General features: G+C 64.2%; 11 protein-coding genes and 2 tRNA genes. 2 read left to right on the top strand and 11 right to left on the bottom strand.

What is annotated here, in order from left to right; genetic code table 11:
• Nucleotides 1-193: 193 nt before the first annotated feature.
• The 5 genes from ettA to AC16XC_RS12645 all read right to left on the bottom strand — a co-directional run bounded on the left by ettA (nucleotide 194) and on the right by AC16XC_RS12645 (nucleotide 4,453).
• Nucleotides 194-1,873 (bottom strand): energy-dependent translational throttle protein EttA, encoded by a 1,680-nt coding sequence (gene ettA, locus AC16XC_RS12625; RefSeq protein ID WP_484035016.1) that lies wholly within the window; start codon nucleotides 1,871-1,873, stop codon nucleotides 194-196.
• Nucleotides 1,874-1,956: 83 nt separating this feature from the next.
• A complete protein-coding gene (locus AC16XC_RS12630; protein WP_484035017.1) occupies nucleotides 1,957-2,259 on the bottom strand; it encodes an antibiotic biosynthesis monooxygenase family protein in 303 nt (100 codons plus the stop codon).
• A gap of 201 nt (nucleotides 2,260-2,460) precedes the next feature.
• Nucleotides 2,461-2,537 (bottom strand) — tRNA-Pro (locus AC16XC_RS12635).
• Between the two features lie 23 nt (nucleotides 2,538-2,560).
• Nucleotides 2,561-2,636, bottom strand: a tRNA-Ile gene (locus tag AC16XC_RS12640).
• Nucleotides 2,637-2,725: 89 nt separating this feature from the next.
• Complete coding sequence (locus AC16XC_RS12645; RefSeq protein ID WP_484035018.1) at nucleotides 2,726-4,453, bottom strand: sensor histidine kinase; 1,728 nt, start codon at nucleotides 4,451-4,453, stop codon at nucleotides 2,726-2,728.
• A gap of 241 nt (nucleotides 4,454-4,694) precedes the next feature.
• Between AC16XC_RS12645 and AC16XC_RS12650 the strand changes: the two genes are divergently transcribed.
• Nucleotides 4,695-5,159: an Lrp/AsnC family transcriptional regulator gene (locus tag AC16XC_RS12650; RefSeq protein WP_484035019.1), complete on the top strand. Its 465-nt coding sequence runs from the start codon at nucleotides 4,695-4,697 to the stop codon at nucleotides 5,157-5,159.
• A 21-nt stretch (nucleotides 5,160-5,180) separates the two neighbouring features.
• Here AC16XC_RS12650 and AC16XC_RS12655 read toward each other — a convergent pair whose 3' ends face one another.
• From AC16XC_RS12655 to AC16XC_RS12675, 5 genes are all read right to left on the bottom strand, one after another.
• Nucleotides 5,181-5,564: a hypothetical protein gene (locus AC16XC_RS12655; protein ID WP_484035020.1), complete on the bottom strand. Its 384-nt coding sequence runs from the start codon at nucleotides 5,562-5,564 to the stop codon at nucleotides 5,181-5,183.
• Nucleotides 5,565-5,816: 252 nt separating this feature from the next.
• A complete protein-coding gene (accC, locus tag AC16XC_RS12660) occupies nucleotides 5,817-7,166 on the bottom strand; it encodes an acetyl-CoA carboxylase biotin carboxylase subunit (RefSeq protein WP_484035021.1) in 1,350 nt (449 codons plus the stop codon).
• 9 nt (nucleotides 7,167-7,175) lie between these two features.
• Nucleotides 7,176-7,685 (bottom strand): acetyl-CoA carboxylase biotin carboxyl carrier protein, encoded by a 510-nt coding sequence (gene accB, locus AC16XC_RS12665; protein WP_484035022.1) that lies wholly within the window; start codon nucleotides 7,683-7,685, stop codon nucleotides 7,176-7,178.
• A 109-nt stretch (nucleotides 7,686-7,794) separates the two neighbouring features.
• Nucleotides 7,795-8,232, bottom strand: coding sequence for a type II 3-dehydroquinate dehydratase (locus AC16XC_RS12670; RefSeq protein WP_484035023.1), 438 nt, complete (start codon nucleotides 8,230-8,232; stop codon nucleotides 7,795-7,797).
• Between the two features lie 72 nt (nucleotides 8,233-8,304).
• Nucleotides 8,305-8,577: a metal-sensitive transcriptional regulator gene (locus AC16XC_RS12675; protein WP_484035024.1), complete on the bottom strand. Its 273-nt coding sequence runs from the start codon at nucleotides 8,575-8,577 to the stop codon at nucleotides 8,305-8,307.
• Between the two features lie 73 nt (nucleotides 8,578-8,650).
• Here AC16XC_RS12675 and AC16XC_RS12680 point away from each other — a divergent pair, with 73 nt between their 5' ends.
• Entirely contained in the window at nucleotides 8,651-10,888 is a 2,238-nt protein-coding gene (locus AC16XC_RS12680; protein WP_484035025.1) for a copper-transporting P-type ATPase, read from the top strand.
• Nucleotides 10,889-10,910: 22 nt separating this feature from the next.
• Here the strand turns inward: AC16XC_RS12680 and AC16XC_RS12685 are convergent, their stop codons facing one another.
• Nucleotides 10,911-11,324, bottom strand: a complete 414-nt coding sequence (locus tag AC16XC_RS12685; protein ID WP_484035026.1) for a holin family protein — start codon at nucleotides 11,322-11,324, stop codon at nucleotides 10,911-10,913.
• Between the last annotated feature and the right edge of the window lie 5 nt (nucleotides 11,325-11,329).

Genomic DNA, 11,329 nt, shown 5'->3' on the forward strand with positions numbered 1-11,329 from the left:
GGCTATGACCTCGCTCAGGTGCAGTTGAGCGGGAAGGAACCGGATGTGAAGCGGATGGAGGTGGCTTAGCCACAACGTTGGTCATCCCGGACCTGTTCCGGGATCCAGCTTTGTTCGGGTCCGGCGCCAAGCAAGCTGGACCCCGGAATGAATCCGGGGTGACAATGCAGCTGGACTGGCACTTATCTTGAGCTCACCGCGTCAGCTTCTTGTATGCCAGCCGCGTCGGCCGGTCCGCCGCATCGCCCAGCCGCCGGCGCTTGTCCTCTTCGTAAGCCTCGAAATTGCCTTCGAACCATTCGACATGGCTGTTGCCTTCGAAGGCCAAGATATGGGTGGCGAGGCGATCGAGGAAGAAGCGGTCGTGGCTGATCACCACCGCGCAGCCGGCGAAATTCTCGATCGCGTCTTCGAGCGCGGCCAGGGTTTCGACGTCGAGGTCGTTGGTCGGTTCGTCGAGCAGCAGCACATTGCCGCCGGTCTTGAGCATCTTCGCCAGATGCACCCGGTTGCGCTCGCCGCCCGAGAGCTTGCCGACATTCTTCTGCTGGTCCGCACCCTTGAAGTTGAACGCCCCGACATAGGCGCGGGTCGACATGTCGTGGCCGTTGACCTTCATGTAATCGTGGCCGCCGGAGATTTCCTCCCACACGTTCTTCGATCCGTCGAGATGGTCGCGGCTCTGGTCGACATAGCCGAGGCGGACCGTTTCGCCGATTTCGATCGTGCCTGAATCCGGCTGTTCCTGCCCGGTGATGATCCGGAACAGGGTCGATTTGCCCGCGCCGTTCGGCCCGATCACGCCGACGATCCCGCCGGGGGGGAGGGTGAAGCTGAGGTCCTCGAACAGCAGCTTGTCGCCATAGGCCTTGGATATGTTCCTGGCCTCGATCACCTTGCCGCCGAGCCGCTCGGGCACCTGGATCACGATCTGCGCCTTGCCCGGCGCGCGGCCGGCCTGGGCTTCCTGCAATTCCTCGAACTTCCTGATACGCGCCTTGGACTTGGTCTGGCGCGCGGCGGGCGTCTGCCTGATCCATTCGAGCTCGCGCGCGAGCGCCTTCTGGCGGCCCGATTCCTCGCGCTCTTCCTGCCCCAGCCTCTTGGCCTTCTTTTCGAGATAGGTCGAATAATTGCCCTCGTAGGGAAAGTAGCTGCCGCGATCGAGTTCGAGGATCCAGCCGACCACATGGTCGAGGAAATAGCGGTCGTGGGTGATCATCAGCACCGAGCCGGCATATTCCTTGAGGTGGTTTTCGAGCCATTCGACGCTTTCGGCATCGAGATGGTTGGTCGGTTCGTCCAACAGCAGGATATCGGGCTTCTGGATCAGCAGCCGGGTGAGCGCGATCCGGCGCTTCTCGCCGCCCGAGAGATTGTCGACCGGCCAGTCGGACGGCGGGCAGCGCAGCGCCTCCATCGCGATTTCGAGCTGGTTGTCGAGCGTCCAGCCGTCGACCGCGTCGATCTTCTCCTGGAGCGTGCCCATTTCCTCCATCAGTGCGTCGAAATCGGTGTCGTCCTTCGGATCGCCCATTTCCTCGGAAATCGCGTTGAAGCGGTCGACCATGTCGGCGATCTCGCGCGCGCCGTCCTTGACGTTTTCGAGCACGGTCTTGGACTTGTCGAGTTCGGGTTCCTGCGGGAGGTAGCCGACGGTGATGTTCTCGCCCGGCCAGGCCTCGCCCTGGATGTCGGTATCGATCCCGGCCATGATCTTCATCAGGGTCGATTTGCCCGCGCCGTTGGGGCCGACGATGCCGATCTTCGCGCCGCGATAGAATTGCAGGTTGATATTGGAGAGCACCGGCTTCTGGGCACCGGGGAAGCTCTTCGTCATGTTCTTCATGACATATGCGTATTGGGCGGCCATTCGTCGTCCTTGGGGTGGTCAAAGGTGTTTCAGGAATTGCCGCGCAGATAGGGGCTGCGGAGCGAAGGGGCAAGCGCGGTAGTTCAGTCCCCTGCTATCTCCCAGTGCTCGACCTCCGCGGGGAAATCGAGCAGGAAATCCTTGTCGAAATCGAAATAACGGGCACGGGCGATGTCTTCGCCCGCGAAGCCACGGATCGCGTCATGGCTCTCCCAGCGGCTGACCATCCGGACATGGACAATATCGCCGATTCGCCGGTGCAGGCACCAGGCGCCGCGATTGCCGGGCACGCCCGAATACTCGGGGATCGCGACGGTGCGCATCAATTCGAGATAGGCTTGAGCCTTTGCGGCGGGAACACGGCCATTCCAGATGCGTATGATCATGGGCACCTCCTTGTGGGTCGGCCGGTAAGGCATTCCGCATTATCGCTCGGGAGTTCTCGGGGCGACCTTTCCGATTGAGGCTCGACACCCCTTCGCTATCGCTCGCCGAGTTTTTCGGGTCGCTCTGCAACCGCCTCCCGCGCTATCGCTTGGGAGTTTTGCCGGCAAACAGCCCCCGGCTGTTTGCTTATTCGGCAAAACTGGTCGGGGAGACAGGATTCGAACCTGCGACATCCTGCTCCCAAAGCAGGCGCGCTACCGGACTGCGCCACTCCCCGACCCAATTTGCCGCGCATATGGCTGGTGGGCCCGGCAGGATTCGAACCTGCGACCTAGCCGTTATGAGCGGCCAGCTCTAACCACTGAGCTACAGGCCCGTACCTGCTTCTCGCGCGCCGCGCGGGTTAGACGTTCCCGACCGCCAACACAAGCGGTCTGGAACGCCGGCCAGGACTGCGGCGCGGCCCTAGACGGTGTCGGAGAATCTGGCTTCGCGGATAGCCGGTTCGCCGCCGGTTTGCGCTTGCTGGGCCTCGAGCGAAGGGAGCGACAGGCAGAGCGTGTCTCCGTCCCGGGCAAGGTCTCCCCCGGCAGCGCGCGCCTCCGCCCGGGCCAGCCTCAGCGCAAAGCCGGTGCCGAACATGCCGGTGCCGAGGCCCTGCGTCTGCGCGGGTGCCGGGCCTTCGAAGATGTCGTCCCGGTCGCTCAGCGCGGCAGGGAGGTCGATCGCCAGCTCCAGCCGGTTCCCGGTCAGGGTCAGGCCAAGCTGGATCACTTCGCCGGGGCTGGCCGCTCCGGCCAGTGCCGAAAGCAGGCGCCAGCACAGCAATTCGGCCTCGTGCCGGGCAATCGCGACCGGGCAGGCAAACACCGGGGCGTCGAGCCGCAGGCCCGCGCTGCGCGAGCGCAAGGCACTGTCGAGCTGGCCTGTGGTTGCGGCGACGATCGCGCGGAAATCGGCATGGCCTGCGTCGAGTTCGAGCGCGCCGCTTTCGAGCCTGGCCAGCCGGTCGAGTTCGTCGAACCCGGCAAGGATCCGCGCCGCGTCGCTCGCGATCGACGCCGCCAGCGCGCGATATTCGTTCGGCGCATGCCCGAAGACCTGCTGCTGGATGACTTCGGCAAAGCCCTGGATCGCGCTGACGGGCGTGCGCAATTCGTGGAGCATCTGGCGCATCCGGTCCGCGGCCGGGTCCGGTTGCGGGGGTGAAGCGGGCGCAGCCTCGGCCGGGCGCCGCATCCGTCCGCGAAACCCTGCAAACCTGCCGCCCTGCGAGGAGAAATGCGGGACCGCATCGATCCGCCATTCGCCCGCGATCGCCGGCGCCCCTTCGAGCCGGGTGCGTCCGGCGCGGATCGGTTGCCTGCGGCGAATCGCGGCAACGACCGTAACGTCGCTCCGGGCCGGGGCGCTGTCGAGCTCGCTGGCGAGGTTGAGGCCGACGGTCATTGGCGCCAGCGCCGGATCGGCCCAGTTGATCCGGCCTTCGGCATCGGTCGCGAAATCGAACGCCTGGCGGCGGCGAGGCTGTTCGAGCGCCTCTTCGCCAAGCGGCAGGCGCGGGGAATCGGGCAACGCTTCGGTCGCCGTGCGGCGGGCCTTCTGGAATGCCTCGATCCGCCGGACGAGAGCGCCAATGCCCGCCCCGGCATCTTCCGCCAGCTCCAGCGCCGGATCGAGATCGAATATGTCGCGGGCCTCGCCGTCCGGCTGACCGGCTTCAATTGGCGGGGCCGCGGCAGTTCCGGCGCCCTCACCCGCGATCGAGGCATGGGCAAGCCCCAGCCTGTTCAGCAATGCCCGGGTTCCCTCCGGCAAGTCCTTGCGGTGCCTGACAAGCCCGCGAACCGGCACTGGAAGGGCGGGAATCAAGGCTTCCCACTGCGCCTCGCTCAGCATGGCGCGCTCGAGGGCCGCCGTCGCGACCGTCAATTCCTGGTTCGCCAGGAACGAGATCAGCTCCGGGTTGCGCAGTCTGAGGCCGGGCTCGTGGACGATCCTGGCGCGCGCCTCTTCCGCAAGTTCGCGCGAGAGCAGCCCCAATTGCGCATAGGCCTCTTCGAGCAGCTCCTCGTCCGCCCCGCCGGGCGCGCTTCCGACGAGGTCGAGCAATTGCCGGAACTGCGTCCGCGCCGCGCGCTCGCTTCCGGCCTGCATCCGCAGCACAGTGGCAAGGCGATCGTCGAACTGCATCGGGTCTCCAGATGTGGACAGCGCAATAGGCATCGCAGGCAGCGCCGGCAATTCCGCACGATCGCCCTACCAGCTTCGTGGACCGGCGAAATCGCGTGAACCAGTTGCGTTGCAAAGCGGGACAAGTGGCGAGGGAACAACAATATTGCTGCTACTTGACCGATTTCGTGCTATAAGTTTCTCACTTGCAACAGAAAAGCTTCGCAAATGGCTCAATGGGCCGGGCGAAGGGATAGCGACCATGGCCAATCTCGACTCGATCGACCGCCGCTTGCTGGCCGAATTGCAGGCCGAAGGACGGATGACGAATGTCGAACTGGCGCAACGGGTAGGGCTGACCGCCCCGCCGTGCCTGAGGCGGGTCAGGGGCCTGGAAGAATCCGGCGTCATCAAGGGCTATCATGCCGAACTCGATGCTTCGAAGCTTGGTTTCGCGATTACCGTATTCGCGATGGTCAGCCTGAAGAGCCAGGCGGAAGAGGATCTGAAGGCCTTCGAACGGCACATGCGCGAACTGCCCGAAGTGCGCGAATGCCATATGCTGAATGGCGAGATCGATTTCATCCTCAAGATCGTCAGCAAGGATCTGCAGAGCTTCCAGGAATTCCTGACCAGCAAGCTGACCCCGGCACCCAATGTGGCGAGCGTCAAGACCTCGCTGACGATCCGGACCTCGAAGCAGGAACCGGGCGTGCCGCTGGCCTAGGCAGGCGTTCGGGCCGGCTCCTCAAGCGGCCGGATTTTCGTCCTTGCAGCTGTCGAAGACATGCTGGACAGCCTCGCGCGCACCCTCGACGCGAAAGGTTGTCGCTTCGGTCAATCCGTCGAGAGCATCGAACCTGACGCTTATCGTCTTGGCATCGTTGAGCTGGCTGAGAAACTTCTTGAGACTCCCTTCCCCGGGGGTGTTGACCGCCCGCGCGGTCTGGTAGAAATAGCGCCAGCGTTCCTTCCTCGACGGGCCGTCATCGAAGCTGATTACGATGTCGCGGGATTGTTCCCGCGAGCTGGGAGCGACGAGGTTTACCGGCGCAACGAAGACGGCAAAGGTCTTGCGTTTTCCGGCTTCGTCGCATTTGATGATCAGTTGGGTGCCGTCTTCGGTTCCCACAAATGCCTGGAGAAGGCCTTTTGTAGCCTCATCATCCTGGTAAAATTGCCATTCCGACCCAGATTCCTGTGCCGCGGCGGGCGACGCCAGCATAGCGAGAGCCATCAACGAATAGCGCATCGGATTACCCTTTCCCTGTGCATCCTCTTCGAATTCGGCCGGCCGTCTGCCGGCACCGACAAGGGAGTGTAGCTTGCCCGGGCACACTGGGCAAATCGCTGGAAATGTGGTCCCAAACGAGGCGGGAGCGGCTCAGCCGGCCCTTTTGGCCAGCCACTCCTCGAGCCATTTGATGCTGTAGTCTCCATTCAGGAATTCGGCATCCTCGAGCAGCGCCTGGTGCATCGGAATCGACGTCTTCACGCCGTCGATCACCATTTCCTCGAGCGCCCGCTTGAGCCGCATGATGCAGCCTTCGCGATTGCGGCCGTAGACGATCAGCTTGGCGATCATCGAGTCGTAGTATGGCGGGATCGTGTATCCGGCATAGAGCCCGGAATCGACCCGCACATGCATCCCGCCCGAGGCGTGATAGGCGGTCACCTTGCCGGGCGAAGGAGCGAAGGTCCACGGATCCTCGGCGTTGATCCGGCACTCGATCGCATGGCCGGAAAACACCAGGTCCTCCTGCGCGACCGAGAGCGGCTTGCCGTCGGCGATGCGGATCTGTTCGCGCACCAGGTCGACACCCGTGATCGCTTCGGTCACGGGGTGTTCGACCTGGAGGCGGGTGTTCATTTCGATGAAGTAGAATTCGCCGTCTTCCCACAGGAACTCGATCGTGCCCGCGCCGCGATAGCCCATATCCGCCATCGCCTTGGCAACGATCCCGCCCATCCGCTGGCGTTCCTCGGGGGTCAGGACCGGGGAGGGGGCCTCTTCGAGCACCTTCTGGTGGCGCCGCTGGAGCGAGCAGTCGCGCTCGCCCAGATGGATCGCGTTCCCGTTGCCGTCGCCGAACACCTGGAACTCGATATGGCGCGGATTGCCGAGATATTTCTCAAGATAGACCGTGTCGTCGCCAAAGGCGGACTTGGCCTCGTTTCCGGCTTGCGACATCAGCGTTTCGAGGTCTTCGGGCCGGTTGCAGACCTTCATCCCGCGCCCGCCGCCGCCCGCCGCCGCCTTTATGATTACCGGGTAGCCGATTTCCTCGGCAATCTTTGCGGCCTGCCTGGGATCCCTGATCGCCCCGTCCGACCCCGGGACCAGTGGCAGGCCGAGCTTGCCGGCGGTGAGCTTGGCCTCGACCTTGTCGCCCATGGTGCGGATATGTTCGGGCTTGGGGCCGATCCAGGCAATGTCGTGCGCTTCGACGATTTCGGCGAATTTGGCGTTTTCCGAGAGGAATCCATAGCCGGGATGGATCGCGTCCGCCCCGGAGATCTCCGCTGCCGAGATGATCGCCGCGACATTGAGATAGCTCTCGCTCGCCGGCGGCGGGCCGATACACACGGCATGGTCGGCCAGCCTGACATGCATGGCATCGGCATCGGCGGTCGAATGAACCGCGACGGTCTCGATCCCCATTTCGTGTGCGGCGCGGTGGATGCGGAGCGCAATCTCGCCGCGATTGGCGATGAGGATGCGGGAAATCGCCATGGCTGCGCCCTACCCGATCACCACCAGCGGCTGGTCGTATTCGACCGGCTGGGCATTCTCGACCAGGATCGCCTTGACCGTCCCCGCGCTCACCGCCGCGATCGGGTTCATTACCTTCATCGCCTCGACGATCAGCAAGGTGTCGCCGGCCTTTACGCTGTCGCCGACCTTTACGAACGGCGCGGAGCCGGGTTCGGAGGAAAGATAGGCCGTACCGACCATCGGCGACTTGATCGCATTGCCATGGTCCTCGCTCGGGGCGGGATCGGTTGCGGCGGGTGCCGGCGCGGACGGAGCGCCTGCCGAACCTTGCGCCATCCCGATCGCCGCGATCTGGGCCGGGGTCAGTTGCGCAATCGGAGCCTTGCTCTCGCGGGCGACGCGAATCTTGCGGTCGCCGTCCTCGACCTCGATTTCGGCGAGGCCGGTCTCGGCGAGGAGATCCGCCAATTCGCGGACCAGCCCGGTATCGACATTCATGCCGGATTTTCGGCCCGAAGCGGCTTTGTTATCGCCCATCAATTCCTCTTGGATGAGTGTTTCCCGGCGCTATGCTGAGGCAAATCGGGGCTGGCAAGGGGTTTTAGGCCCGAAATTCGCCCCAATTGCCTGCGCGCATTGCCGGGAATCAGAGCTTTGCCGCGCGTTCCAGCGCCACGACATAGCCCTTCGCGCCCATACCCTTGACGGTGTCGACCGCACCCATTCCGACATAGGAGATGTGCCGGAAGGGCTCACGCATCGCGGGATCGGAGATATGCACTTCGATCACCGGCACCTTGATCGACTTGATTGCATCGAGGATCGCGATCGAAGTGTGGGTATAGGCCGCGGCGTTTAGCAACACCGCCCTGGCATCCTCGAAATGTGCCTCGTGCAGCCATTCGACCAGGTGCCCCTCATGGTTGGACTGGCGCATCTCGATTTCGAGCCCCAGCTCCTTCGCGCGGTCCTCGAGCATGCCGGCGATATCGTCGAGCGTATCGTTGCCATAGATGGTCGGCTCGCGAGTCCCGAGCAGGTTCAGGTTGGGGCCGTTCAGGACATAGACGGTGTTGGTGGGCATTGGGCCTCCGATCGACAGCAGCCATAGCGCCGGGCAGGGAAGGGGGGAAGTCGCACGAAATATCGCGGCGGTTCAGCGCCCCTGCTTCTCGAACAGCGCAACCAACTCGGCAAACTTGGCCTTCTGGTCCTCCCTGTCCCCCGAAGCGATGGCGTCTTCGATACAATGGCCTGCATGAATCTTGAGCACCTCGGTCCGGGCGGCTCGCAACGCTGCCTCGATCGCCGAGAGCTGCTGCAATATGTCGACGCAGTAGCGGTCGGCTTCCATCATCTTTGCAATCCCGCGCGCCTGGCCTTCGATCCGGCGCATCCGGGCAATCGGCTTTTGGAATTTGTTGTCCATGCATGCTCCGCCTTGCATTCGTCTTTCGAATTTACTATACTCCCCTACAGTATATTGCAAGAGGGAATTCGCGGTGAGCGACCAGGACCACACAGAACATCACGGCGAGCGCGATGGCCATGCCTGCCATGCACAGGCAAGCGACACAGCGGGGGGCGGTCGTTACGATACGGTTTCCGAGGGCCACTCTGGCCCGGTCTATACCTGCCCGATGCACCCTGAAGTCCGGCAAGCCGGCCCAGGCTCGTGCCCGATCTGCGGGATGGCGCTCGAGCTCGAATCCGCCGCCATGGCGGAAGAGGGGCCGAATCCCGAGCTGGTCGATTTCACGCGGCGGTTCTGGATCGGCACGGTCCTCACACTGCCGCTGCTGTTCCTGACCATGGGCCCCTTCGTCGGGCTAGGCTGGGTGCGGGAAACCATCGGGGAGCGTACAACGCTCTGGATCGAACTCGTGCTGGGCACACCGGTGGTGTTGTGGTGCGGCTGGCCGTTCCTGGAGCGCGGCTGGAAGTCCTTCCTCTCCTGGAACCTCAACATGTTCTCGCTGATCGGGATGGGTGTAATGGCAGCCTGGCTGTTCAGCGTGGTGGCGGTGTTGGCTCCCGGCATCTTCCCCGAGGGATTCCGCATGCATAACGGTCAGGTCGGGGTTTATTTCGAGGCTGCCGCGGTGATCGTTACCCTGGTGCTGCTCGGCCAGGTGATGGAGCTGCGCGCGCGCGAAGGCACCGGCAAGGCGATCCGCGCCTTGCTCGACCTGGCCGCCAAGACCGCCCGCGTGATCCGCGCCGACGGGAGCGAGGAAGAGATCCCGCTCGAGCATGTCCATGTCGGCGACCGCTTGCGCGTGGTCCCGGGCGACAAGGTCCCCGTCGATGGTATTGTTGTCGACGGCCGGTCTTCGGTCGACGAGAGCATGCTCAGCGGCGAACCGCTCCCGGTCGAAAAGGTCGCCGGCGATCCGGTCACCGGGGCGACCATCAACGGCACCGGCAGCCTGATCATCGAAGCCAAGCGCGTGGGCTCCGACACCATGCTTGCCCAGATCGTCGAAATGGTCGCCCGGGCCCAGCGTTCGCGCGCGCCGATCCAGAAATATGCCGACAGGGTCGCCGGACTGTTCGTTCCCGCGGTGATCGGCATTGCGGTGCTCGCCTTCATCGGCTGGGCAATCTGGGGCCCGGCGCCGGCGCTTTCCTACGCGCTGATCGCGGCGGTTGCAGTCCTGATCATCGCCTGCCCCTGCGCCTTGGGGCTGGCCACGCCGATGTCGATCATGACCGCGACCGGGAGGGGCGCCCAGGCCGGCGTGCTGATCAGGAACGCCGAGGCGCTCGAACGTTTCGAGAAGATCGACACGCTGATCGTCGACAAGACCGGCACGCTGACGGAGGGCAAGCCGCGTCTCGTCGCCGTACTTCCCGAACCGGGCCATAACGAGGTCGAGGTGCTGCGGCTGGCGGCAACGCTGGAAAAAGGCTCCGAACACCCGTTGGCCGAGGCGATCGTTGCAGGCGCCGAGGAGCGCGGCATAGCGCTAGGATCGACCGGGGATTTCGAGGCGGTCACCGGTAAGGGTGTGAAGGGCCTGGTCGATGGCAAGCCAGTCGCGCTCGGCAATCTCAAACTGGTCACCGATCTCGGGCTCGAAGCGCCCGGCCTGGCCGAGAAGGCGAATGCGCATCGCGACCTGGGCGAGACCGTGATGTTTGTCATGATCGATGGCGCTGTCGCGGGCCTGGTGAGCGTGGCCGACCCGGTCAAGGAGACAACGCCCGACGCGCTCAAGGCGCTGCACGCGCTCGGCCTGCGCATCATCATGGCGACCGGCGACAATGAACGCACCGCCAAGGCTGTCGCCGCGCGGCTCGGTATAGACGAGATCAGGGCCGACGTGCTTCCGCAGGACAAGGCGAGGATCATCGGCGAACTCCAGCAGCAGGGCAAAAAGGTCGCGATGGCCGGCGACGGGGTCAACGACGCCCCCGCGCTGGCGCAGGCCGATGTCGGGATCGCCATGGGCACCGGGGCCGACGTGGCGATCGAAAGCGCGGGGATCACGCTCGTGAAAGGCAATCTCGACGGGATCGTGCGCGCAAGGCGGCTCGCCCGCGCGACGATGCGCAATATCCGCCAGAACCTGTTTTTCGCGCTGGTCTATAACGCCGCCGGCGTGCCGATCGCGGCGGGAGTGCTCTACCCGGCCTTTGGCATCCTGATCAGCCCCATGTTCGCCGCCTTCGCGATGAGCGCTTCGTCGATCTCGGTGGTGATGAATTCGCTGAGATTGAGAGGCGAGAGGATTTGAGGCGCCGCCCTCGAAGTCCGGACTACTTCTCCACGCCCTTGACCTTGCCCCATTGGCGGGCGGCGGTGTAGCCGAGATAGCCGGTGCCGAAGAGCATGTAGAGCGGCTCCGGGAGCCCGTTGAGATAGGCATTCATCCCGGCGGCGATGTCGCGCGCGGTATCGGGCCTGAACGCGGCGAGGATCCCCATCGGCAGCGCCCACAGCAGCAGGATATACATCACATAGAGGAAGCTCGGGCGCGCGCGGCTGGTCCAGGGGTCCTTCGAATTGGCTTCGGCGACGATCGCCGAAAGCTGCGCGTTGATCAGCTCCATCTCCTGCGTGCCTTCGAGCTTCAGCAGTTCGAGCTTGGCCTTGGCCCGCGCCTCCTTGTCGGGAATGACCTTGTCGATGATCGAGGTGATGGGGCCGATCAGGGCTTCGAGCAGGGACATGGGGC

It is taken from the genome of Candidatus Andeanibacterium sp. (genome assembly GCF_057143545.1).

What these genes read in the sequence shown, in the direction of transcription:
- accB (WP_484035022.1), bottom strand. Translation starts at nt 7,685, where the DNA reads ATGGGCGATAACAAAGCCGCTTCGGGCCGAAAATCCGGCATGAATGTC.
- ettA (WP_484035016.1), bottom strand. Translation starts at nt 1,873, where the DNA reads ATGGCCGCCCAATACGCATATGTCATGAAGAACATGACGAAGAGCTTC.
- AC16XC_RS12685 (WP_484035026.1), bottom strand. Translation starts at nt 11,324, where the DNA reads ATGTCCCTGCTCGAAGCCCTGATCGGCCCCATCACCTCGATCATCGAC.
- AC16XC_RS12675 (WP_484035024.1), bottom strand. Translation starts at nt 8,577, where the DNA reads ATGGACAACAAATTCCAAAAGCCGATTGCCCGGATGCGCCGGATCGAA.
- AC16XC_RS12630 (WP_484035017.1), bottom strand. Translation starts at nt 2,259, where the DNA reads ATGATCATACGCATCTGGAATGGCCGTGTTCCCGCCGCAAAGGCTCAA.
- AC16XC_RS12645 (WP_484035018.1), bottom strand. Translation starts at nt 4,453, where the DNA reads ATGCAGTTCGACGATCGCCTTGCCACTGTGCTGCGGATGCAGGCCGGA.
- AC16XC_RS12650 (WP_484035019.1), top strand. Translation starts at nt 4,695, where the DNA reads ATGGCCAATCTCGACTCGATCGACCGCCGCTTGCTGGCCGAATTGCAG.
- AC16XC_RS12670 (WP_484035023.1), bottom strand. Translation starts at nt 8,232, where the DNA reads ATGCCCACCAACACCGTCTATGTCCTGAACGGCCCCAACCTGAACCTG.
- accC (WP_484035021.1), bottom strand. Translation starts at nt 7,166, where the DNA reads ATGGCGATTTCCCGCATCCTCATCGCCAATCGCGGCGAGATTGCGCTC.